At 50.6% G+C, this 24,223-nt stretch carries 23 protein-coding genes; 9 read left to right on the top strand and 14 right to left on the bottom strand.

Translation table 11 applies throughout. From position 1 onward, the window contains the following. Positions 1 to 56 precede the first annotated feature (56 nt). Positions 57 to 833 (top strand): AAC(3) family N-acetyltransferase, encoded by a 777-nt coding sequence (locus tag DP091_RS08825; RefSeq protein WP_113057974.1) that lies wholly within the window; start codon positions 57 to 59, stop codon positions 831 to 833. A 1-nt stretch (position 834) separates the two neighbouring features. Here DP091_RS08825 and DP091_RS08820 read toward each other — a convergent pair whose 3' ends face one another. The 4 genes from DP091_RS08820 to DP091_RS08805 are packed head-to-tail and all read right to left on the bottom strand — an operon-like array spanning position 835 to position 4,141. Continuing rightward, a complete protein-coding gene (locus tag DP091_RS08820; RefSeq protein WP_113057973.1) occupies positions 835 to 1,743 on the bottom strand; it encodes a sensor histidine kinase in 909 nt (302 codons plus the stop codon). Positions 1,744 to 1,763: 20 nt separating this feature from the next. Beyond that, the gene (locus DP091_RS08815) at positions 1,764 to 2,441 is read right to left on the bottom strand and encodes a response regulator transcription factor (RefSeq protein ID WP_113057972.1); all 678 of its coding nucleotides are present in this window, start codon (positions 2,439 to 2,441) and stop codon (positions 1,764 to 1,766) included. 10 nt (positions 2,442 to 2,451) lie between these two features. Continuing rightward, positions 2,452 to 3,231, bottom strand: a complete 780-nt coding sequence (locus DP091_RS08810; RefSeq protein ID WP_113057971.1) for an ABC transporter permease — start codon at positions 3,229 to 3,231, stop codon at positions 2,452 to 2,454. Further along, the gene (locus DP091_RS08805) at positions 3,224 to 4,141 is read right to left on the bottom strand and encodes an ATP-binding cassette domain-containing protein (RefSeq protein WP_113057970.1); all 918 of its coding nucleotides are present in this window, start codon (positions 4,139 to 4,141) and stop codon (positions 3,224 to 3,226) included. The genes DP091_RS08810 and DP091_RS08805 overlap by 8 nt, the downstream gene beginning before the upstream one ends. Positions 4,142 to 4,423: 282 nt before the next feature. Between DP091_RS08805 and DP091_RS08800 the strand changes: the two genes are divergently transcribed. Next, positions 4,424 to 5,023: a uracil-DNA glycosylase gene (locus DP091_RS08800; RefSeq protein WP_113057969.1), complete on the top strand. Its 600-nt coding sequence runs from the start codon at positions 4,424 to 4,426 to the stop codon at positions 5,021 to 5,023. Positions 5,024 to 5,064: 41 nt separating this feature from the next. On the opposite strand, the gene DP091_RS08795 is transcribed toward DP091_RS08800, so the two are convergent. The 10 genes from DP091_RS08795 to DP091_RS08750 all read right to left on the bottom strand — a co-directional run bounded on the left by DP091_RS08795 (position 5,065) and on the right by DP091_RS08750 (position 16,184). Next, complete coding sequence (locus DP091_RS08795) at positions 5,065 to 6,000, bottom strand: nucleoside hydrolase (RefSeq protein WP_113057968.1); 936 nt, start codon at positions 5,998 to 6,000, stop codon at positions 5,065 to 5,067. A gap of 25 nt (positions 6,001 to 6,025) precedes the next feature. After that, on the bottom strand, positions 6,026 to 6,973 hold the full coding sequence (locus DP091_RS08790; RefSeq protein ID WP_113057967.1) for a nucleoside hydrolase: 948 nt from the start codon (positions 6,971 to 6,973) through the stop codon (positions 6,026 to 6,028). A 21-nt stretch (positions 6,974 to 6,994) separates the two neighbouring features. Further along, complete coding sequence (locus DP091_RS08785) at positions 6,995 to 7,801, bottom strand: energy-coupling factor ABC transporter ATP-binding protein (RefSeq protein ID WP_113057966.1); 807 nt, start codon at positions 7,799 to 7,801, stop codon at positions 6,995 to 6,997. Continuing rightward, positions 7,798 to 8,658 (bottom strand): energy-coupling factor ABC transporter ATP-binding protein, encoded by an 861-nt coding sequence (locus DP091_RS08780; protein WP_113057965.1) that lies wholly within the window; start codon positions 8,656 to 8,658, stop codon positions 7,798 to 7,800. Before DP091_RS08780 ends, DP091_RS08785 begins: the two co-directional genes overlap by 4 nt. Beyond that, complete coding sequence (locus DP091_RS08775) at positions 8,655 to 9,404, bottom strand: energy-coupling factor transporter transmembrane component T (protein ID WP_113057964.1); 750 nt, start codon at positions 9,402 to 9,404, stop codon at positions 8,655 to 8,657. Before DP091_RS08775 ends, DP091_RS08780 begins: the two co-directional genes overlap by 4 nt. A 44-nt stretch (positions 9,405 to 9,448) precedes the next feature. Beyond that, on the bottom strand, positions 9,449 to 10,048 hold the full coding sequence (locus tag DP091_RS08770) for an ECF transporter S component (RefSeq protein ID WP_015738050.1): 600 nt from the start codon (positions 10,046 to 10,048) through the stop codon (positions 9,449 to 9,451). A 74-nt stretch (positions 10,049 to 10,122) separates the two neighbouring features. Then, entirely contained in the window at positions 10,123 to 10,833 is a 711-nt protein-coding gene (deoD, locus tag DP091_RS08765; RefSeq protein ID WP_113057963.1) for a purine-nucleoside phosphorylase, read from the bottom strand. 136 nt (positions 10,834 to 10,969) lie between these two features. Continuing rightward, positions 10,970 to 12,421, bottom strand: a complete 1,452-nt coding sequence (locus tag DP091_RS08760; RefSeq protein ID WP_113057962.1) for an AcpB/EbpR/MafR family transcriptional regulator — start codon at positions 12,419 to 12,421, stop codon at positions 10,970 to 10,972. 568 nt (positions 12,422 to 12,989) lie between these two features. Further along, positions 12,990 to 15,623, bottom strand: a complete 2,634-nt coding sequence (locus DP091_RS08755) for a family 16 glycosylhydrolase (RefSeq protein WP_113057961.1) — start codon at positions 15,621 to 15,623, stop codon at positions 12,990 to 12,992. A gap of 174 nt (positions 15,624 to 15,797) precedes the next feature. Beyond that, positions 15,798 to 16,184: a hypothetical protein gene (locus tag DP091_RS08750; RefSeq protein WP_113057960.1), complete on the bottom strand. Its 387-nt coding sequence runs from the start codon at positions 16,182 to 16,184 to the stop codon at positions 15,798 to 15,800. Between the two features lie 203 nt (positions 16,185 to 16,387). Here DP091_RS08750 and DP091_RS08745 point away from each other — a divergent pair, with 203 nt between their 5' ends. From DP091_RS08745 to DP091_RS08715, 7 genes are all read left to right on the top strand, one after another. Further along, on the top strand, positions 16,388 to 16,873 hold the full coding sequence (locus tag DP091_RS08745) for a MarR family winged helix-turn-helix transcriptional regulator (RefSeq protein ID WP_258394444.1): 486 nt from the start codon (positions 16,388 to 16,390) through the stop codon (positions 16,871 to 16,873). A gap of 62 nt (positions 16,874 to 16,935) precedes the next feature. Next, positions 16,936 to 18,135, top strand: a complete 1,200-nt coding sequence (locus DP091_RS08740) for an ArsA family ATPase (RefSeq protein WP_113057959.1) — start codon at positions 16,936 to 16,938, stop codon at positions 18,133 to 18,135. A 29-nt stretch (positions 18,136 to 18,164) separates the two neighbouring features. Beyond that, entirely contained in the window at positions 18,165 to 18,353 is a 189-nt protein-coding gene (locus DP091_RS08735; RefSeq protein ID WP_113057958.1) for a hypothetical protein, read from the top strand. A gap of 192 nt (positions 18,354 to 18,545) precedes the next feature. Next, positions 18,546 to 20,447, top strand: coding sequence for a sensor histidine kinase (locus DP091_RS08730; protein ID WP_258394443.1), 1,902 nt, complete (start codon positions 18,546 to 18,548; stop codon positions 20,445 to 20,447). Further along, entirely contained in the window at positions 20,444 to 21,994 is a 1,551-nt protein-coding gene (locus DP091_RS08725) for a response regulator transcription factor (protein WP_113057957.1), read from the top strand. The genes DP091_RS08730 and DP091_RS08725 overlap by 4 nt, the downstream gene beginning before the upstream one ends. 250 nt (positions 21,995 to 22,244) lie before the next feature. Then, positions 22,245 to 23,174, top strand: coding sequence for an ABC transporter permease (locus tag DP091_RS08720; RefSeq protein ID WP_071219420.1), 930 nt, complete (start codon positions 22,245 to 22,247; stop codon positions 23,172 to 23,174). A gap of 21 nt (positions 23,175 to 23,195) precedes the next feature. Then, a complete protein-coding gene (locus DP091_RS08715; RefSeq protein WP_113057956.1) occupies positions 23,196 to 24,143 on the top strand; it encodes a carbohydrate ABC transporter permease in 948 nt (315 codons plus the stop codon). The last annotated feature ends 80 nt before the right edge of the window (positions 24,144 to 24,223 follow it).

Here is a 24,223-nt window from a genome sequence, read left to right as displayed (position 1 = left end):
ACCTTATCCCATCTGAGGCCAGCTTTGATATAATGGGCCGAAGGAGGGGAAGAAACATGCACACAATGGAGAGCTTAAAGAAGCAATTAGAACATCTGGGCATTGACGGCAAAGGGACACTGTTGGTCCACTCTTCGATGAAGAGTATGGGGCCGGTCGAGGGTGGCGCAGACACGGTTCTGGATGCGTTGACAGCCTATATGAAGGAGGGGCTGCTGGTGTTACCCACTCATACGTGGTCTTATATCAATGCGGATAATCCGAAATTTTACGTGGATCAGTCACCTTCTTGTGTCGGGATCTTGCCCGAGCTTTTCCGCAAACGGCCTGGTGTGGTGCGTTCGCTGCACCCTACTCATTCCGTGGCGGCATTGGGTCAGGATGCCAAAGCGTTCGCAAACGACGATCATCGTTTCGATACGCCATGCGCTAGAGGTTCTTCCTGGGGGAAACTGCTCGACCGAAGGGCGACCATCTTGTTAGTTGGGGTCGATTTAAAACGCAACACCTTTATTCATGGAGTCGAAGAGTGGGTGGACATTCCAGGCAGGTTAACGGATGATCATGAGAATCTGTACACGGTTTTACCGGATGGAACGGAAATCCCGGTGCCTTCCCGAAGACATTGCGGGTTGTCGTGGTCGGAGCATTTTTGGAAGGTCGATGAGGTCCTGGAAAGTCGGGGTGCGATGCATAAGGGGCATCTTGGCGATGCCGTTGTCCGGGTATGCGATACGGCCGTGGTGGCGGATGTCATTACGGAAATGCTTAAGGACAATCCGGATTTGTTCTCGGACAATTATCCCTTGGACCATACAATGAATAAGGTTTAGATCAGATTTGACTTCGATGGATGGGAAGACGGATGTTAAGAATAAACCAGCCGTCCTGCAACGCTGCATCCATTTTCCCGTTCATTTTCTCAACTAACTGTTTAGACAGATAAAGGCCGATCCCGCTGGATTCCGTGTTCGTTCTGCTGACGACCTCGGTATAGAAACGCGTAAATACCTTCTCAATGGCAACTTTGCTGTCGGGTTTGATATCGTTTGTAACGCTAAGTATTAGATCGTTGCCCTCATCCCGGTAACGGATCACAGCTTGACTGTTGGCATAACGAAGGATATTTTGAACAATATTTTGGATGACGCGCGTCATCAATAACGGGTCTGCAATGATATGACGGTCAAGGGTTGGTTCGGGAAATTGGAGATTAATCTGCTTTTCCTCAAATTGTTCATAGAAGGACAAGAAGATTTCTTCAACCAGGTTGGAGAGAGAGAGCGAAGACCATGCTATTTCCTTTTGATTCATTTCAATGCGTGCCAGGTCGTAAAAGTGGTCGGTCATTTCTATCAGACGCCGTACAGAATGTTCGATAATCTTAAGATATTGCGCCTTCTTTGTCTCATCTGTGGCTGCATGGAAAAGCTGAACATAGCCGTGGATGGATGTGAGGGGCGTCCGTAAATCATGAGAGAGCCCTGCGATGGATAGCTTCACATTCTCTTCCATCCGCTTAGCCTCACGATTTTTTTCTTCAAATGCATCGATCATCTGATTCAATTCATCGACCAGCTCCATGATTGCCTTTTGGCGAAAATCTACATATAGTCTGGAGCCATAGCTGGCGTTCGTTGGAATCTCTTGGACCGCATGTTTTAATTTCCGCAGTTCCCGCTTGAAGAAGTAAATATAAAGAAGAAACGCAAAGGCCAGGAAGACAAAGATCCATCCCCACATCCCATTCACGTCCCTTCCTCTTAATCGAATTTGAAACCGATGCCCCATACGGTCTTAATGTAATTCGTGTCATCTCGATTCAGCTTGTTCCGTAAATTGCTGATATGCATGTTAATCGTTTTATCGCTGCCCCAAAATGGCTCGTTCCACACACTTTCGTAGATGTTGGCGCGGCTGAATACTTTTTGCGGGTGCTCTAAGAATAACAGAAGTATGGCGTACTCTCGTCCGGTAAGATGAACCGCCTGTTCGTTGATTGTCACTTCACGCGTGTCTAAGTTTACGCTGATATTCTTGTAACGGATTTCATCCATAGGGCCGGCTGAAGCTTTGGCTGCATGGCGCAATTGGATGTAAATTCGTGCAAGCAGTTCCTTCACATCAAAAGGCTTCGTGATGTAATCATCGGCCCCGTGCGTCAACAGCTCCAATTTCGAATGCTGGTCATTTTTTGCGGAGATCACAATTACGGGCGTATTTGAATTTTGCCGAATGTGCTCCAGAAGTTCTTCTCCATCCATCCCCGGCAGCATCAAATCCAGGAGAACCAGATCCAGATCAACCTGATGGTGCTCGAACAGCAACTTCCCCTCCGTTCCGGAATAGGCGCTTTGCGTTTGAAAACCATGCAGCTCCAAGGCTTCCTTGATGAGTGAATGAATGGCTGTATCGTCTTCAATGATTAATATCACTGGCATACATATCGACCTACTTTATGTCAGTTCGTCTAAACCGAAGAATTCCTATAGCTGATGATAACACGATCGTGATGAGACTGACCAATATCATCTCAGGGAACTTGCCGATATCCGCCGATTTGGCGAAATCGGAATAGAACAAGAAGGATACCGAAAACCAGTAGGTGAGCTGCTTGAAATGCTCGGTTTGCAGGAAAATGGGTGCGCCAAAGCCAGTCGCAATCGTATAGATAAAAGTCCAAATCAGCGAGATGCCGCTATTTTTGGTTAAGAAGCTAATCATCATATAGATCGATACGTTAGACAGAATTAATGCGTACAGCGTGAGAAACGCTTGGATCGCATAGCTGAAGTAATGGTTAATTCCGGCAACTTCGCCGAAACCAAATGCGATGGAAAAGCTGACCATGCCAAGCGCGGTCAATATGATGACACCAACGAGCGAGAGGAGCGCGGCTACCACCAATTTTGATAAATAATAATGCGTGCGGCTGCGTCCTAAAGAAAGCGCATTTCGAATCGTCCCATTCTGAAATTCTTCCCCAATCAAGAAACTAATAAAAGCGCCAATGACGAGTAATATCGTTAATCCATTCTTCTCGATCATCAGAATGCCTGTCGCTCCATTAATGACGGTATCAACGGGCTGGACGAGCTCGTTGCCATAATGCACGGCCGTTAGGCTATTTGCGACCTGGAAGATCGGAAGCAAAGATAAAATGCCCAGGACGATCCATAGTTTTTTGCTTCGGCGCAATTTGATTTTTTCGGCGGTTAGCAGATTAAGCATGGGGGGCACCTCCTGTTAATTGCAAGAAATAATCCTCGAGTTTTTGTCGGGTTGTTCCGATCCGCAAAACGTTCACGTCAGCCAAAACCAGCGAGCGGTTGATGGCGGCAACGTCATCGAGGCGTTCGTAGATATTAATTTCGGTTCCGTTGATGACTTCATAGTCCCGGATCCCTAGATCGTCCAACACCACGACGGCGGAATGGACTTCCGTTGTCTCCAGTTCAATGTATTGGCGAGTTTCGTTTGCCAGCTCCTCTCGTGAAAATTCACGGATAAGCTTTCCGTCATGCAATATCCCGTAATGCGTAGCCACCTGTGAAAGCTCATCCAGCAAATGACTGGATAGCAAGACGGTCATCCCGCGTTCGGTCACCAACCGCTGAATGATTTCGCGCATTTCAACCATTCCGGACGGATCGAGACCGTTCGTCGGCTCGTCCAGAATCAAGAATTCGGGGTTTGTAATCAGGGTGGAAGCAATCGCCAGCCGTTGGCGCATGCCTAAGGAGAAGTTCTTGGCTCTCTTCTTGCCGGTATTCCCCAGGTTCATCAAGCGAAGCAAATCGTCGATCTCGCGCTCGCTTACGCCGCCGTTTGCCGCTTGGACTTGCAGATTCTCCCGAGCCGTTAATTCCGGATAAAGTGCCGGCGTTTCAATGGATTGCCCCATTTTTCTTCGTGCACGCTGCAATCCCTGATTGCCTGTTGCTCCAAACAGTTCAATGCTGCCCTCGTTAATGGTGATGAGTCCCATGATGATGCGCATAAACGTTGATTTTCCCGCACCATTCTCCCCGATCAAGCCGTAGATCATCCCGCGCTTAATCTCGATTGATACTTTATCAAGGGCTTTGTGTTTGCCGTATATTTTGGATATGTTTGCTGCTTTCAGAATGGTATCCGACATCCGTGATCATCCTTTCGATGTTGATGAGTTTAGGATAAGCAGCAGGTATAAATATTTGGACCAGAAAAGTATAAAGAAAGTGTAAAGAATGGACGCGGGCATGCCCGTACGAGGGCGAACAGGGGTCATAACAGGGCCATTCATCGGAAAGGGAATAAGTGAGATGGGGGAATGTGGCTCTAACACAATACGGTTGATCGGATATACGCGAGGGGATTTTTTACATTAGGTGACAGGTGGGCATAATGGAATCATGGCGTGCGACAGAAAGGAAGGAATTACATGTCTACGGAAATGAATCATCCCTGCGTCATCTTGCCAGAAGAGCAAGCGCCCGAAGATATGCAGCATTGTGAACGCTGCGAATTGTGCAAACAGCGGAATCGCGTCATCTGGGGGGAAGGTAATCCGCAAGGCACGCTGATGATGATCCTGGATAACCCGGGAGCCAGGGAGGACCGGGAAGGAAATCCGTTCTTGTGCGGGACCCGGGAAACCCTCCAACTCGGCATGAGGGAAGCAGGCATGGATATAAACTCGGTTTACGTCACCTATTTGCTGAAACGCCGGCCAACCCGTGCTTACGATAAGCCTGCAACCCGAGCGGCATGCCTGCCGCATCTGCAAGCGCAGCTCCTTCAGAAGCAGCCGTTCGTACTATTTGGCTTCGGGAATGTCGTAGTCGAAGGATTATTCCCCGAGATGGAGAACGCCACCGTCAAGGAGCTGCGGGGGAGCTGGAATGAGTTCCAGGGCATCCCCATTAGCTTTACCTATCATCCGCTGGCGGTAAGAAGAAGGCCCAACTTGCTAAGGTTCTTTGTCGAGGACTTGAAAGGGTTAAGGGAGAAGTGGGAGGAGAGAGCAGGGAGGGAAACCTAAAGAGGAGCGAACGCACTTGGCGTTCACTCCTTATGCTTAGCTTATTTCATCAAGGTCGCCATAAAATGCTCCTGAAACCGCTTGGCGTCGACGCCGATACATACATTAACATTCGGCTGGTCGGTACAACGCGGACGCAGATCGGCAACGGTTCTGCCATAGGAGTGGATGCCTTCCAGATCGACCTGGAGTACCATCGGCTGAACCTCGATCAGGCTCGGGTCGATCGCCACGGCTACCGCGAGTGGATCATGCAGGGCACAGCCTGTCCGATCGCCATAGGCTTCCCGGTAGCCTCCTATATAGTAGGAAGTCATGTCGGCCAAGAAGCGGGTCAGATCCGAATCCAGGTCTCTCCAACGCTGAATATCCTTCAGACTGAGCTCGGTCTGCATAGTCACGTCCAGCCCGACCAGCGTAATCGGAGCTCCCGATTGGAAGACGAGCTGGGCCGCTTCCGGATCGGAGTATACATTCGCTTCCGCATGCATCCCGCGATTGCCCGCGACGCCCACGGCTCCGCCCATCACGATAATCTGACGTACCAGCGACGATATCTCCGGCGCCTGCAGAATGGCTGCGGCCAGATTGGTCAACGGGCCGACGCAGATCAGCGTTACCTGCTTCGGATATCGCCGGATCTGATCCACCATAAAGGCCGCGGCAGACGTGGAGACCGGCTTAGCTGCCGGATCGGGGAATGCCAAGTTGCCGAGTCCATTCTCGCCATGAAACTGGACGGGATACGACTTCATCGAGGGATGGAACAAGGGGGCGGCTTCCCCCATGGCGACAGGAATCCCGGCTGCGCCAAGCCGCTCCAATACATGGAGCGTATTCCGGGTCGCATGCTCCACCGGTACGTTTCCGAAGCAAGTCGTTATTCCAAGGATATCGAGAGCCGAAGACCGGACAGCGTAGGCAATTGCTAACGCGTCGTCAACGCCCGTATCCACATCCAATACGATTCGATGCATCAATCATGCTCCTTCCTCTTGACGGTTATGACAGCACCGTTCGAATATAATGCTGCAGAAATGCCTCTTCACGGACCTGCATGCAGACGGAGGCATTGGTCCGTGACTGCGGACGTCTGAAGTCTACCAGCGTTGCACCGGAGGAAATCTGTCCTTTTGTCTCGATATAGACGTAATAATCCTCCGTCTCCACCAGGGAAGCATCCTCGACGACAGCCAGCGCCAGCGGATCATGCATCAGCCGGTATCTGCCTTCGTTCAAGCGGTCGCTTGCCTCAAAGCTGAAGGTGAAGATGTGATGCATGAAAGCTTTTAACTCCGCCTGTTCCTCCGTGAAGCCGCTCATGAGCTGTTGATAATGAGCCTCGCCGAACTTCGCCTTTCCGGTCACGTCCAGGCCTACCATCGTAATCGGAATTCCGGACTCGAACACCCGATGCGCCGCTTCGGGGTCGCCGTGGATGTTGGCTTCGGATACGGGCGTTGTATTGCCCGGCACCTTGATGGCGCCTCCCATCAGCACCAGCTTGGCTTTCTGCGCGATCGACGGGTCCTTGGCGAGCGCCACCGCTAAATTGGTTAACCTGCCGGTGAAGACAAGCGTAATGTCATGCGCCTGTTCCCGCACCTTCCGCACGATGAAGTCGGATGCCCTCTCGTTCACCGGCGATTGGCGTGCCTTTGGCAGTTCATATCCGGCCAGGCCGTTGGCTCCATGGATGGCGGTGACGTTCTCCCGGCGAGGGCGAAATAAAGGGGCATCCGCTCCCATGGCAACGGGAATTTCGTAGCCGGGCTGCGCCAATTGCAGCACTCGGAGCGTATTTTCCGTCGCCTGCTTCACATCTACGTTGCCGAATACCGTTGTAATGCCTTCTATATGCAGCTTATTGGACTTGACGGCAAAGATGAGCGCCAGGGCATCATCCACGCCGGTATCCACATCCAAGAGGATGTGTTTAACCTGCTCCATCGTTGTCACTCCCTTATTCCCTCACTTATGCTTGGCAAGCTCGTCCGCAAGCTCCGGTATTGCCAGGATGTTATGGCCGATATCCAGGGAGTGGCTGAGCCTGCTGATATGCGGCTGCTTCAGCATCGCCTGCTCCAGCACATCCAGATTCCAGAAGATGGCTCGTTTGTCGTCATCCGCTATGACCTGACGGTTCGCCATGACGATGACCCGCTGGAAGTTGTTCACGACAAATTCCATATCATGCGTGATCGTAATGATGGTTTTACCTTCCTGGTTTAATGTCTCGATCAGATGGGCGAGCCGCGCCATAGCCGGAAGATCCTGGCCTGCCGTCGGCTCATCCAGAATGATGACGCTGGAATCCATGGCAATAACGGAGGCAATCGTTACGAATTTACGCATGGAGTAGGGCAGGTTGTACGGATTGTCCTTAAGAAACGGGACGACGCCTGCCAGCTCCGCCGCTTTCATGACGTTTGCTTTGACCTGTTCTTCCGGTAGGCCCAGCTTGCGGGGACCGAATTCAATCTCGCTGTACACGTCGTTATGAAAGATCTGGTCGTCCGGGTTCTGGAACACGTAGCCGACCTTCCGCGATATTTGCGCAGTGGTATAATCCCGAGTATTCCAGCCGTCAATGACGACATCCCCCTCGGAAGGCTTGAGCAGCCCGTTCATCATCTTGACGGTGGTCGTTTTACCCGCCCCGTTCTGACCGACAATGGCAACGGATTCGCCCTTTCGGAACGACATGTTAACGCCGTCCACCGCTTTGTAGCCGTTTGGGTAGGCATAGGAAACGTTCGTCAAAGTCAGAAAGCTCATGCGTTAACCCCCTTCTTCTTCCATATGTTCACGGCATCCATGGCTTCTTTTTCGGTTAACGGGATGCTGCCAAGATCCATTCCCCGTTTGCGCATGTCCAGGCCGAACAGCGAATATTGGGGAAGTGCAGCTCCGAATGCGAGTGCGCGTTCATCGGTAAGAATCTCCTTCGAGCTGCCTTGCATGGCCACTTCACCCTCGTTCAGCAGGATGACATCGTCGGCATATTCGGCAATCAACTCAATTTTGTGCTCGACGAGAATAATGGTTTTTCCCTTCTTCTTCATCAGCTCGATAATCTTGAACACATCTTCCGTTCCCTTCGGATCAAGCTGCGAGGTCGGCTCGTCAATAACGAGCACATCTGGCTCCATGACGATGATGGAAGCGAGCGCAACCCGCTGCTTCTGACCGCCGGAGAGCTCGAACGGGTTTTTGTCCCGCAAATAATCGATCTCCAGCATCTTGATGACCTGATCCACCTTCTCCCGGATGAGTCCGGGCTCCATGCCCAGGTTTTCCAGGCCAAAGGCAATTTCTTCAAAGACGTTATCCTTCACGCCGCTGATCTGTGTAAAAGGATTCTGGAACACATAGCCGATTTTTCGGGAGAGCTCGCCCATTTCCCATTCGCGGATATCCTTGCCTTCGATCAGCACCTCGCCGCGCAGATCTCCCTTATAGAAGTGGGGGATAAACCCGCGGATGACGTTGCACAGGGTCGTTTTTCCGCCTCCGTTGGCCCCGATCAGCGCATACAGCTTGCCTCTTTCGATCGTTACGTTCACGTTCTTGAGTGCATCGGACTCACTGATCGGATATTGGTAGGATAGATTCTTGATCGTAATGATACTCATAGCGCAACTCTCCAGACGATTAAGATAGCAAGCAGGACGACCAGCAGCATTCGAACCAGCCGGTCATGCTTTGTTTTCTCCAGTTTGTAGATGCTGCTCTTTTTGACATTGGCGGAGAAGGCTCTCGACTCCAGAGTTAGTACCCGCTCCTCCGTGCTGGCCACGGATCCGAGGATGAGTGGACTAAGGGTGGGCAGGAAGGCCTTCATGCGGACAAGCAGCTTGCCTTCGGTTTCAACGCCTCGTGTTTTTTGGGCATCCATGATGACATGGGTCAGCTTTTTCATCTCCGGAATGAGCTGCAAGGTCGACAAGATGACATAAGTTACTTTGGACGGCAGGCCGATCTGTTCCAGGGAATGGACTAAATCCTTGACCCTGGTGATGCGGAAGAACAGAATGAAGGCCGAGGCCACCGCCACGATTTTGGATGTCAGGAACAGGGCGAACTCCAGTCCCTCCCGCTTGATGGAGAAGATGCTCCAGCTCCACAGAATGTCTTTGCCAGGGTAGAAGAAGCTCTGCAGGATAAAGATGAACACAACAATCATCAGCAGTGCCTTGATCGCCAGATTGGAAAACTCCTTAAAGCTGCCGGCGAAGTAGGCCAGCACCATGCAAATCGGCAGAATAGCGTAGCTGAACCCGTAGCCGGGCACGATAAATGCGGCCAAACATAAAGCGATGGTAATCATAAACTTGGTTGTTGGATAAAGACGGCTTAACAGGGACCGTTCGTTATTCACAAAAACCCCTCCTCCGTGAAAGCGTATCCATTATGGACTATACGTCATTTCTTTTTGATAAAAGCGGCACCGTAATTGAGCTTGGACAAGTATCTTGGGGACATCTTCATCACGATGACAAAGGCAATGACGTTGCTGATGATTTTGTCGACGCTTTCCACCAGGATTTTAGTTGAGAATACCGCTGTCCAAATCTGCTGACCGGAGGCCAGGAATGTAGCAACCACGGCATCCGAAGAGTTTCCGGTCGCTCCGCCGAACATCAACACCTGGATCGGAGAAGCCACGATCAGAACGGTCAGTACGACAGCGAATGAAGACAAGATCACTTTCCACAGCTTCGTATACATGCCTCTCATGGAGAGGAGTCCGACCACCAGACCGACGGCCATTTGTACAGGCGTAAATGCGAACGAGACAGGGTTCGTTATGCCGACAACAAGATTGGTGCTGGCCCCCGTAATCATACCGACCCAAGGACCGGCAATCATGGCCGTCAGAATCGTCCCGATGGTGTTCAGGTATATCGGCAGCTTGAGCAGCAGAATGATTTGCGCCCCGACAAAATTGATGGCGATCCCGATCGGGATCAACAAAATGGCCAACAACGAAAAATCATATTTAAATCCGCGTTTGATTCCCATTGATTTTTCCCCCTAGAGCAAAGTTTGTTAAAATATCCGAGCGTTTTTGTTATGCAAGCAAATCCTGCGGCAGACTATTCGTCCGCTAAAATGGTATGAAGCGCGACCTCGACCATGTCGTGGAAGGACTTCTCGCTGTCTAGATGGGACGAGCGTTCATTGGTCAGCAGATGACTGCCTACCGTCAATATGGACAGGGCCCTGACGCCGTATTTCGCAGCCAGCGTGTACAGGGCGGCGCTTTCCATCTCGACCGCGAGCACGCCGAAATCCATGAATTTATGAAGACGGTCTAATGTTTCCCTGTAGAATTCATCGGAATTATAGATATTGCCGACAAAGACATTGACCCGTTTCTCCTGAGCCAGTTGGTGGGCTTTGCTTAACATGCCGTAATCGGCGGTTGGCGCGTAATTGCAGCCATGAAATATTTTTTCCATCAGATTGCTGTCCGAGGATACGGCTTGGGCCAGAACGATGTCGCGGACCTGAAGCTCTTTTTGCATGGCGCCGCAAGTACCGATGCGGATCAGCTTTTTGACCCCGTAATCCTGAATCAGCTCAGTGGCATATATGCTCATGGTCGGGTTGCCCATTCCCGTACCTTGGACAGAAACGGAAACGCCTTTATAAAGGCCGGTGTAGCCGTACATGCCTCTCACTTCGTTGTAACAATATACCTCCTCCAAAAAGTGCTCTGCCACAAACTTCGCCCGCAGCGGATCGCCGGGCAGCAGCACGCGTTCCGCGATTTCTCCCTGTTGTGCTCCCAAATGTATGCTCATCTTGCTCCTCCTGCTTACTGGCCTCCCTTTTAAGAAAGCGCTTTATTCTTGATCTGCCTTCATCATAGTCAGAATCGGAGGGATAACCAAGACCAGAAAGTTACGGAGCTTAACGGAAAAATGCAACCATGAGGTCTCATGGTTGCATTAATTCCTTGCGGATATTTTCCATATCCCGTTTGGTCGGTATCGTTGAGATAATGACCACGGGCACTGTATTTAGCTCAACGGGAAACGTGCTGATGACAAAGTCGATGCGGTGTTTCTGAATCATTTCATCGGTAAGCCCCTCCATAATGGAGGTGTTGATGATCAGCTCGTCACCGATTTCGTTCTTGATGAGCTTGGCGACGTAATGGCGGATGGAGAATTCCTCGCCGATCAGCAGGAAAGCCTTTTTGCTGTTATAGCGCAAACTGGAGCTGATCAACAGCGTCAGCTTCGTCAGATGATAGTCGTTATACCGCATGCCGGGGTAACGCTGGCTCCATTCCTGCATGCAGCTCTTTACGCTTTGATACATGGGGCGGCAATCCCTTTGGACATATTCCGTCAGGCTGCTTGCCGAGATGGCGATTAGATCGGGAAGCGCATTTTCCAGCCGGAGCTTCTCGAAGAAATCCCCGATTTCCCAGATGAACCGGTCGTTCATATCGATCGCAGGGAACGCGGCAAGCGCCAGCATGAGGAAATGATTGATGATTTGATATTTTTCATCCCCGATTTGCACGAGATTTGCTTTCTCCCTCGATATCATCGCGCTGACTTTCGCTTCATCATAATAATTGTATTGGCCCAGGCTGAACATGGCCTGCAGAAACCGGATTTCGTCCAGCGGCAAATGAATGGCGTATCGCTGCTCCAGCGCTCTGGCCAATGCGGCAACAGAGGCGTGAAGCATGCGGTTCTCCCAGTCATATGACCCGCTCTGAACATCCGCGTATTTGCCCTGCAGCACTCGGGTAATCATGATTGCCGCCAGAAACGACAAGCTGCGCTTAGCGTTAAGGAAATACACGATGTCATTCTCCGACTCGATTGCCGTGATGTACTCATGGATCTGGGCTTGGTCGATGTCGGCAAATGGCCAGCCGGAGAATTCATAGGCATCGTAAAACATTTTCCAGTAAAAATAACGGATACTGATTTCACTGCCTTTGACCTCTGGCATGGAATACGCAATGCGCAAATGGTATGGCTTCAATTCATGATTGTTCAGCCGGATGATCAGCTTTTTCAGCGAGGACGAACTCATATACAGCTTGTCGGCCAGCTCTTCCAGCGAGTAGCGCCCTCCCTCGGCGAATAGCACATCGAGCAGCTGGTAGAAGGTTCTCTGTCTGTACATGGAAGAGATGACCTCGCCAATCGCGACATTCCGTTTATCATAATGGAGAATGACGCCTTTTCCACGCGAAATCTCGAAATGAATGGAAGGAGGGAGCTCCTGCTTGGTTTCATCGATAATTTTACGGATCGTTTTGTCCGATACCCCAAGCTGCTCTTCAATCTCGGCAAGGGTGAACCAACGATACTCGGAATCGAGCAGGGTCAACAGCTTGTGCGTCAGTATGAATTCCTTTTCCATGTGTCTGCGTTCCCCCTTACTAACGAGTCGGTTAGCGACATTCGTCTCACCTGTTGATAAACCTAAGTATGGGACGGAATGTTCGTATTTATAAACAGCCGCACAAAACGTTCGGAAGGCATCCCGTTTCACGCGGCTTACAGTCCATGTGCTTTTTCTATTTTGAGGATAGCTATGCCTCGGGCCAAGTATCCTTATAAGTAATCGTAATGGGCTTTGGGGTTTTAATCAATCGGTATATCAGAAACGTAACGCATGATGGCGTAAAACGATTGTTGACCAAATGATTCAGGGAAGTGTTGTTCCCACAGTCTACAGCTAGATACGCTATGAACATCTTGCGTTCCAGTCAGGTGAGTAAAGAGAGTGTACATTCGTAATATTGAGCTATATGCAAAAAAAATAAGTGCATCGGCTAACCGAGAACCAACGGTAGCTGATCTGAAAAAGGCCGTCGATGATGTCGACGGCCTTTCTGTTTGCCCTGATTTAATTGGAAGCGTGCGATTGCAACCCGGAGCAGGGACCGGTTTACCGACAGCGACATGTCTGTCAAATCGTACCGGGTTTACTCCGGCGTTCCTTGCGTTACCCCATGAACATACGTCAGCCAAGGGGTGTCCAGTGCTCCTTGCCCCGGGTTATAGGTAAAGAAGTACTCGACGGTATCCCCATGCTTCAAGTTGTTGACAGGGTAGGAATAGTTGCCATTCCCCGTTGGGGCCATGGCTACGTTTAATTGCCCGCCGTTATTGATCTTATAATGTAAATCGGCAAAGGTCGCGCCATTGACATAGAACAGCAGGTCATCGCCGATCTTCTTCAGGCCCTTCGCCTCATCACCGATGACGATCACGGTGGATGGTGCCGGTACAACGGTAATCGAGGCGCTGGTCGTTTTATTGCCGTCAGCGGTTGTCGCCGTGACGGTTGTCGTGCCCGGAGCGAGCCCGGTCACGAGACCGCTTGCACTCACGGATGCAATGCCGCTGCTCGCAACCGACCACGTGACCTGCTTATTCGTTGCATTGGACGGCGCCACGCTGGCGTTTAGTTGAACACTCTGCCCGACTTCCACCTGTGCCGTGGTCGGATTCACCGTTACGCCGGTAACGGACACGTTTCCTGGATTCAGGCCACCGCCTTGCCCTTCTTTATAAACACGGACATAGTCCACCTGCATCGTTGCAGGGATATCGGACGGATCCGGGGTCCGACCGCCGTCAAAGGTACCGCCGATCGCCAGGTTCATAATGAGGTAGAACGGCTGATCGAATGGGGCGTTCGGATTGTTCGGCGCGGCTGCGGAATACCATTGATCGCGGGTTACCTTAAAGAAGAACTTGCCATCCACATACCATTTAATATTGTCCTCTTCCCAGACGACCGAATAGACATGATAGTCATTGGCAAAAGTTTGCCCTTCAGGGAAGTGATACTCACCGGAAAGATGCCGGTTCGTCGGCCATTGACCCCCAAAGTGTACGGCGCCGCTCGTCGCTCCAGGCAAGCGTCCCCTTGCTTCCATCACATCGATTTCGCCGGAGGCTGCCCATGTTCCGTACACATGATCCTGCGGAAGCATCCAGAGCGCAGGCCAGATGCCGTTGCCGGTAGGCAGCTTGGCACGGAAGTCGACTCTACCGTATTTGAGGGAAAAATGATCCTTGGTGTTTATCTTCCCGGAGGAGTATTGTGCATATCGATTTGGATCCTGCGGAAAGGATTTTGGCTCGTTCAAGGCCTTGATATTAAGCTTTCCGTCCTGTACAAAAACATTTTGCGCACGATTGGTATAGTGCTGCAGCTCCGAGTTGCCCCAACCCCAGGTATTCGGATCATCATTAAGATAATACCCTGTTTCATAATTCCATTTGCTGTTATCGAGCGTCGTCCCGTTAAACTCATCCTGCCAGATGAGATTCATGCCCTCGATGGCAGAGTCGCTTGGCGTTCCAATCGGAATATCCTCCTGGTCGGTTACATCCGGGCGCGGAGCATCCGGGTTGCCGATCAAGGTATAGTTGACAAAATTGCTGCCCACACTGCCACCTGCCTGCCCATTTAGCGGATAGCCGATACGGATTTGCATATCCTCCTGGATCGGCTGGAACCATAGGCCATAAATATGGTCGGCCCAATATCCCCACTGGTTGGCATCGGACATGTTATTGTAGCCATTAGCGGCATATACAAATCCGCTCTGGCTCGAATGGTCAAGATCCACCCATTGCCCGTTGATGTTAATCTGGTATACGAAATTGCCAAGCTCGGTGCCGATTGGGGCGCCTCCATCAATCTTAGGCAGCGGGATGCCGATAGCACCGCTCGCATCAGCCGTAAAGGTCGTTCCTTCATAAGGCGTAAGGACATAAGAGTTTCTTACGGGCTCATTAAAGGTGATCGTATACAGGATGTTAGCCGAAGAGGTCTTCGATTCTAATTTGACGTTAATCGACTCTGTGACGTTAAACCAATAGCCGCCGCCCCCATCGGTGAATTGACCGAAGTTCTGATCATAGACCCAGCCGCTGGCTGCATTGTTATCGATATCGATCCATTGGCTGCTGTTGACAGGCTTCACGTACACTTTCAAATCATCCGCTACGGCCGCATAGGTAATGGCCGGGTCATTGTTGAATATCGGATAGGTAAATCCGGCACCGCCCGTAAATCCTGCCGTAATTTGCGGTCCTTGCGTCGGAGTCATCGCCGTGATGGTTGTTTTGTTGATGTTTTCAAAAACGAGTGAATATTCAAGCGTGACCCCATTGGCTTTGGAATACAGCTGAATCTCCGTTGTTGCAGAGAGCGTGAACCAATAGCCGGTAAAGCCGCCGTCGTTCCAGTGGCCCCAGTTCTGGTTATAAACAAAGCTGCCGACACTGTCGATATCGATCCAGCTGCCATTTACTTTCACCTTTACTCCCAGGTCCTGGGCAACATCATTCCAGGTGGCAGAGCCTCCGTTGAATAGCGGCATGACAAAACCGTAGCTGGCCTGCCCAACTCCTGATTTTGTGATGACAGGTCCGTCCGCAGTTGAAAAATAAGACATCGAGGTGATGGTGGCTCCAGCAGCGTCAGCTGCCTGAACCTTCGAAGCCGGCAATAAGCCGATGCCAGCAAGCATCATGACTGCTAAGAACAGACTCAATACCTTTTGCCTATACCGCCTTTTTGAAATTTGAGATCGCTTCATAAATACCCTCCCTTAAAAAATGTGGATTCTCCCAGACTATGCGCGTGATGGGAAACGCTTACATCGAAGGAATACTTTTATTCTATCGAAGTTCATAATCAGAAGGATAGGTTCCATTTTTTTGGTTGGGTCCCATAATTTCGGGTTTATATAGCACTGGCTATATACTAGAGCCTATGGCTGCGTTAGTCCCCAAACGGTCAGAATGAGCGCAGCAGTCATCAAGATCCAGCTGGGATGAAGGCGACGCATTACCCAAAAAGAGATGATTGCACCGTACAGAAAAGAACTGCCGGCTAGCAGGCCCGTCAAGAGCCTTGCCTCCTGCCCGAACCAGATCGCGGCTGCAATCAAAAAGAGCCCGCTGAGCAACCAGTTGAATGTGCTGAAATGTAAAAGCAGCGTCCCAAGCCTTCGCAGCGGCGCAGATATTCGCCCATCCGCTTCACAAACCGTCTCCATCGGCTTAATGATCACCCGCTGCATGAGAATGCCGTGTGCCACCGCCGTGCCGCCGCCGATGACACCGGCCGTTGCCAAAACCATACTATTCCAATCCATATCCATGCACCTCCATCAACATATTAGTACGATTTCGTAGTAATGACTGGAGATCAATGTAACACTGAGAATGAAGTGCTGTCAATCGTAGGTTTTACCTGCTAATAAAAACATCGTATAAAAAATCGGCAGGTGATTGATATTATTACGAAATCGTATTAAAATAGGCGCAGACGTATTATTACGAAATCGTACGAAAAGGAGTGACCGGTATCCAACACCTATATGACCTCTTCCTCAAGACCGGTCTGCGTCCGTTTGCTTTTATGACCGATACGCTTCAGCTTGAACAAAAAGTGACTCGCTCCGATATGTCAACGCTGCTTATTTTGCTCCTCCGCGGAGATTTGACGATGTCGCAGCTGGCCTCCGAGATGGGGGCGCCTTTAAGTTCGATGACAAGCATCGCTAAACGGCTTGAACGTAAAGGCTTGATTGCACGGGCTACGTCTGCGCAAGATCAACGGGTTAAGCTCGTCACGCTGACGCAGGAAGGTCTGCAGCTGGCAAAGGAATGGGAGCAAATCATGATGGCGATGCTGAGCAGATTGGAGACGGCATTTACGCCTGAGGAAATGGAGCAATTCACGACACTACTGTTCAAGGCAGCCAGAGTCTTCCAGGATGGGGGACCTGTAACGCTTCAAGAAAAGAAGCGTCACGCTGTAAAGATTCAGATTGAGGAATAACCGGTTCAAGCCGGATTTCTCGGCTATTTACTACGAAATCGTACTAAAAGGAGCGGATGGATATGAGGATCATCATCTACACAGGCAAAGGTGGCGTCGGCAAAACGAGTATTGCGGCGGCGACGGCAGTGAAAATGGCCAAACAAGGGAAACGGACCCTTATTCTCAGCACAGATGCGGCACATAGCTTGGCAGATTCGCTGGCGGTACCGATCGGACCGGATCCCGTCCAAATCAGCGACAACTTGTGGGGGCAGGAAGTGAACGCAATCCGCGAGACGGAGCGGAATTGGGGAACCGTCCAGGGCTGGATCACGAAATTACTCGACAAAGCGCAGCTTAAAGATGTCACTACAGAAGAAATGCTCGTGTTCCCAGGCATGGAGGAGCTTTTCAGTTTGCTGAAAATCAAGGAACATGCTGAAAGCGGGCAATATGACGTACTGGTGGTGGATTGCGCCCCGACCGGAGAGACGCTGCGGCTGCTAAGCTATCCGAACGTATTGAATTGGTGGCTGGAGAAGATATTCCCGACCGAACGCAAATTGATCAAGATCGTGCGGCCCGTGGCCAAAATTGTAAAGGATATCGATCTTCCTTCGGATGACGTGCTGGACAGCATCGAGCGGTTAGCCCGCGGCTTGGAGGAAATGCAGCGGCTCGTTCTGGATCCGGAGATCACGTCGGTCAGGATCGTGCTGAATCCGGAGAAAATGGTGCTTGCCGAAGCGAAGCGCTCATTTACCTATTTGAATCTGTTCGGGTTCAATACGGATGCCATTATCGTTAATCGGGTGCTGCCGGATGAGGCAGGGAAAGGATTCTTCGCGCATTGGCGGGACATTCAAAAGAAATACGAGGAAGAAATCGTATTGAACTTTCAGCCGCTTCCGATTCTGAAGGCGCCTATGATGCAAAAGGAAGTTATCGGACTCCCTATTCTTGAAGAATTAGCGGATATCGTTTATGGAGAGCAGGTTCCTTCTACCATGCTGTATCGTGGCAGAACGGAGACGATCCGGGAGGAGGACGGAGATATGCTGCTGGAGCTTTCCATTCCCTTTGTCGAGAAGGCGGATCTGGATTTAACGCAGACAGGCGACGAATTGACGGTAGATGCAGGTGCCTACAAACGCAAGGTCATTCTACCAAGAACGCTGATGGGTCGCGAAGTTATAGGCGCGAGGTATGCGAAGGACCGGCTTATCATCCGATTTGGCAAACGGGAATTGACTGCACAAGGAAAGGCTGAAGATAAATGAGAAGCGCAGAGCTTAGGAGGGAACGAGTGATGGAAAATCTGCTTCGAGTGGAGCGTTTGTTGGAAAGTATGGAGCGACATCAAACCAAGGAGCATGTAAAAAACGCGGTCAAGGAATGGCTGCTTGCATCGCGATCCGTGATCGACAGTGTCATCGACACGATCGAGGAGGAAAAAGCCCCCCCTGTTGCCCGCAAAATTAATATTTCAAAAGAGTAGTAACGATTAGTATTTCCATTTCGCGTTCGGTCAGAACGAACGGGATCTCACTCCTTGCTGCCTTCGAAATTCATCAATTCCATACTAGAATACGTTTATGCCGCGTTCGGTGGCATAGGCGGAGTGCCGAATTCGTGGGCCTCGAAAGCGCGTGACTTATTTCTTTGGGCTTCATAAAGATGCAAGTTTCAATTGCCGGGTTTACGGAAAGGGTGTACACTGGGTGCCGAAGTGACCATTATAGAACAGGGTGTGTTTCATATTTTCAGACTGCGCCAATTCTATTTAAATCATCTGAAGCGAAAAATGTTCAACAAAATCGTTGTGCTGTATTCGACCGTCATGATCGTGCTGTTTGCCATTGCGGCAACCCTGGTTTATCAATACCAAACGCAGCGCATACTCCGCGAGCAGACCGATGCGAATCTTAAATCCGCGCATGTTCTGAATATTTATTTAAGCCGGCAGTATGAGAGCATACAGAATATATTTCAGCAGATTTACGGAGATGCCACGCTGAGCGATGAGCTGATCTACTTTTTGAACCACGAATATGAGAGTTACCTGAAATACCGCCTGGATTTGTACACCAGGACGGGAGAACAGCGTTTGCGCTCTTTCAATACCTTGCTGAAAAATTACCTGGAGCAGGAATCAAGCGCCAGAAGCGTGTCGATCTACAGCTATCCGAACAATTTTTACATGCATATCAGCCGGACCAACCAGCAGTTGAATAATGAAGCGGGCTCCAAGAACAAGTGGGAGACCTGGTTCGCCCGCCGGGAGCAGCATAGCTGGGATACCATGCCGCAGAACGAGTCCTCGCGTTCATCCGGAGGCTCCAGTCCAAGGTCGTATTCCTATTCGAGAGAGCTGAAGGACCCGTGGACCTTGAATCGGGTGGGGATGATGAATGTGGAGTTCGACGCCCGGCAAATTTCATCCTGGTTGGAGAGCCGCGCTTCGGTCAAAGGCCGGATCCTGGTGTTAAACGCACAGGGAACCGTGATTTACGATTCGGAGGACGAGTACTACGGCCAAACCTATCCCTACCACCTGGAGCAGGAGAAAGCCGGGGACTGGGTTCAGCTGGACGAACCCTCCAAAGTGAACATATTGAATGTCGGCAATGCGGGCCTGTCGGTGGTGGGCATTGTGTCAAAATCCCTGATCGAAGAGAGCACGGAGAGTCTCAGAACCGGACTGATTCTGGTCACTCTGGTGTTTATGGCGGCCAGTTTTGCGATTACGTTTACGATCGTTCGCAAGTTCTCCAAAAAAGTGCAGCGGATCATCCGCTCAATGAACCGGATCGGCGAAGGGGATTTGTCGACGCGGATTCAAATGTCCGGCGAAGACGAGCTTCAGCAGATTTCCCGCCGGTTTAACGACATGGGCGACCGTTTGGAGCAATACATCGATAAAATGTATACCTCGGAAATCAAGCAAAAAAACGCGGAGCTGGTTGCCCTGCAATCCCAGATCAACCCCCATTTTCTATACAATACGCTTGAATCCATTCGCATGAAGGCGTACTTTGTGGGGGCGAAGGAAGTGGGACAAATGATATACAGCTTGTCGGTCATGTTCAAGAACATGGTAAAGAAAAGCACGATGGTTACCGTTGAAGAGGAAATGGACATGTGTTCCGTTTATCTCGATTTGTTCCGCATTCGCTATGACGGCCGGCTGGAGACGGAGATCGAGGTGGATCCAGAAATCCAAAGTGCCAGCATTATCAAGCTGCTGGTCCAGCCGATCGTGGAAAACTATATCGTTCACGGATTTCGTCCGCTGGAAGACAACAATCAAATTTCAGTCCGAGCTTATGGGGCAGGGGACCGGGTCGTGATCATCGTATCGGACAATGGAACGGGCATTCCGGAGGAAAAGCTGACCCAAATCCGCGGCACGCTGAACAAGGTTCTCCAGCCTCTCGAAAAGGGCCACCGTTCGATTGGGCTGATGAACGTGCATGAACGAATCGTGCTGAACTACGGGAATGATTACGGAGTGACTATAAACAGTACGGAAGGACAGGGCACCGAGGTCCGCATGGAAATACCGATGCTTCGCAAGGGGGAGACGACATGAGGAAGGTATTTTTTGTTGATGACGAGCCTTTGATTGCTCAGGGCTTGGCCACCATTGTGGATTGGCAGAATTACGACCTGCATGTGTCTGGTTCGGCCAATGATGGGATACAGGCGCTTGAGAGGTTGAAAGAAGAGCCCGTGGATCTGCTGATCACGGACATTATGATGCCCAGAATGAACGGGCTTGAGCTGATCAAGAAGGTAAAGGAAATACATCCCCGCACCAAATTCATTGTGCTGAGCGGGTATGAAGAATTTGAATATGTGAAGGTGGGGATCACGCTCGGCATTCAGAATTACATTTTGAAGCCGATCAACATTGAGGAGCTGGAAGCCACCATTAAGCATATTCGAGGCGATTGGGAGCGCGAGGAATTGAAACGGTTTCGCTCCGAAGAGGATTGGAAGATCCTCCGCAGCAATATTTTGCAGCGATGGGTCAACGGCGACATCAAAAGCTCGGAATTAAAACAAAGAGCCGAACTTCTCGGAATTCCGCTCAATTATGTGTCTTACCAGGTTTACGTATTGCGGCTCATATCCGACGAACGCCCGGTATCCCAGCTCTATCGTTTGACCAGCCTAGCCGATGAATATTGCCGGGTTTACTCAGAAGAGCTTGGGGGAGACCATGAGGTGATCTGCTTCCCCGATGCGGATGACGATATCGTCGTAATGTCGGTCGCGATGACTGAACGGAAGGATGCCGCACGGGAGGGTATGAGAAATGCCATGGTCAAGCTGCGGGAGCTGACTGGCTTGCGCATGTGGTGCTCCGAAGGAAATGCGGGATTCAATGATTTCAAAGACATTCAGGAGAGCTACAGGAAGGCGAAGATCCACTTCAACGCCTGCCTGATTGCCGGAGATGACATGACGCTGTACAGTCCGCCTGCGGAACCGGAGACCGTTCAGGCATCTTCGCCGTCCGCTCGCCCCGACACGTTCGCGAAGCTGCTGATCGAGGGAGACGTCCCCTCCTTGCAGGCGTATATCGAGTCCGTTCTCGGCGGTGACAGCGGGGAGCAGACGGTACCCCGGGGAACCTGCTTGAATGCGGCTGTCCAGCTGATGATCGCGGCGAAGGATATGGAGAAGAACCCCGATTACAGCGAGGTGTTTACGCCAATGCACCGGATTAATACGCTCCAGGGACTCCGAAATCATGTGTGGCGTATCGTCGAGCGCAGCCTTGCGCGCCTGGAAGAAGCGGATCAGGGCTATAGCCTGCACGTCTCGTTCCTTGTAGAGCAGGTCCAGCACCATTATCCGGAAGAGCTTTCCCTGAAGACGCTGAGCCAGCGGCTGCAGATGCATCCGAATTATTTGGGGCAGCTTTTTCAGCAGGAGGTCGGAGCAAGCTTCTCGGATTATTTGAACCAGTACCGCATCGAGAAAGCCACGCAGCTCCTCTTACATACCGATCAAAAGACGGCGGATATTGCGTTCAGCGTAGGTTACACGGACAGCTCGTACTTTTACAGGCAGTTCAAAAAATATACGGGCGTATCTCCAACTGAAATGAGGTCCATGTATCGGATCTAAATAAACCGTAAACCGTCTAGTGACAGGCTCAGGGCTGATAACCCTGCGGCCTGTTTTTTGTTATTTTCTGGGGATTCTTTAATTTATCCATCCCGTTCTAGTATTTTTCAACTTGAGCGCGATAGCGCTTACTTGGCACAATGATAGTAGTTAAGGTCGGGTGATAGAATAGCCGCATTGACATAGATCATGGGGGATCTTCTAGAACAGCCGCATCGCTTGTATTTAACGGGGAAGAGGAGGAGTGCTCATGTCGGGGTTCATCAAAAAGGTTATACGCAACCGGTTTATGCTGCTGATGATACTGCCCGGAACCATCTGGTTTCTTATCTTTGCTTACTTGCCCATGTTCGGCACCGTTCTCGCCTTTAAGGACTTCCGTATAAGCCCGGACGGATTTTTTGCCAGCGTGTTCAACAGCGAATGGGTAGGGTTCAAAAACTTCGAATATCTGTTTACAACCAATGATGCCTATATCATTACGAGGAATACGATTCTGTACAACCTGGCTTTTATTATCCTGGGCCTGATCATTGCGGTGGGCTTTGCGATCATGCTAAGCGAGCTTGTCAACAAGCGGACGGCCAAGGTATATCAGACCGGCATGTTTCTGCCGCATTTTTTGTCGTGGGTTATTATCAGTTATTTTGCGTTTACCTTCTTGAGCGTAGATAAAGGGACGTTGAATCAAATCATCACTTATTTCGGGGGAGAGCCGATCAGCTGGTACGCCGAAGCTAAATATTGGCCCTTCATTCTCGTTTTTGTCGGCATCTGGAAAGGCGTGGGCTACAACAGCGTTATTTACCTGGCGGCTATTACAGGGATCGACAAGTCCTATTATGAAGCGGCTGTTATCGATGGGGCCAACAAGTGGAAGCAAACGCGGTACATTACGATTCCGCTCTTGAAGCCGCTTATGATCATCCTGACCATATTGGCAATCGGAGGCATTTTCCGTTCCGATTTCGGATTGTTTTATCAGCTTCCGAAGGACTCGGGCGCTCTCTACCCGGTAACGAATGTTATCGATACCTTCGTCTACCGCGGACTGATCAATATGGGGGACATCGGAATGAGTACGGCAGCGGGCTTGTATCAATCGCTTGTAGGGCTGGTTCTGATTCTTGTCGCCAACTATATCGTTCGACGAATTGAAAAAGATCATGCGATCTTCTAATCCAAGGGAGGTGTACCGTTCATGACGCAGCTATCCACGCAAACCGCGAATCAGCCGGCAAAGCGTCCAAAGAAGAGAGACTACAACGCCATCTCCCCATTGTGGAATACGATTTTCAATATCGTGATCGGCATCTTCTCGTTCTCCTGTATCTTTCCGTTTCTATTTGTTATTATTATTTCCTTGACCGACGAACAGACGCTGGTCTTGGAAGGCTTCAGGCTGCTGCCGAGTCAATTCAGTACGGCGGCGTACGAATATATTTTTGAAACGGGAGGCGAGCTGCTGTCCTCATTCAGCTTAACGCTCTTGGTCACGGTACTGGGGACACTGGTGAGTCTGGCATTGGTTACGACTTATGCGTATGCATTGTCCCGTCGAAACTTTGAATTTCGAGGCTTTTTCAGCTTCCTTGCATTCTTTACCATGCTGTTCTCGGGCGGTATGGTACCTGGTTATATCGTGATGACCCAGTTCCTGCATCTGCAAAATACGATCTGGGCGTTGATATTTCCTTTATCCTTGAGCGCGTTCTCCATCATCGTCATGAGGACCTTTTTCCAAACGACGATTCCGGATGAAATTATCGAGTCCGCCAAAATCGATGGCGCCGGGGAGTTTCTGACCTTTATCCGAATCGTGCTGCCGGTCTCGCTGCCGGGGATTGCAACGATTGGTTTGTTCAGCTCTTTGGGTTACTGGAACGACTGGTTTAATGCCTTGCTGTATTATAACAATCCACAGGCAACGCCACCGCTGCAGTTCATGCTGATGAAGATCGAGAAGAACATGGACTTCCTGACGCAGAATGCGCAGAATATCGGTTCATTCGATGCAGCAGCCGGCCTGCCGACAGAGACGGTAAGGATGGCGATGGTCGTATTGGCGACACTGCCGATTGTAATGGCGTATCCGTTCTTCCAGCGATATTTTGTCCAGGGCCTGACGGTAGGCTCGGTCAAAGGCTAATTTCATATGGTTGTACCCGCATCGCATACGGCCGGAGATATCCGGCTTTGATGTTTCAGGTGTGTAAGCGGTATCAATAT

Origin of the sequence: Paenibacillus sp. MDMC362, from assembly GCF_003269305.1 — a bacterium.
Lineage (GTDB): Bacteria > Bacillota > Bacilli > Paenibacillales > Paenibacillaceae > Paenibacillus_AQ.
Note: the sequence above shows the minus strand (reverse complement) of the source record. Positions and strands in the feature narration are given on the sequence as shown.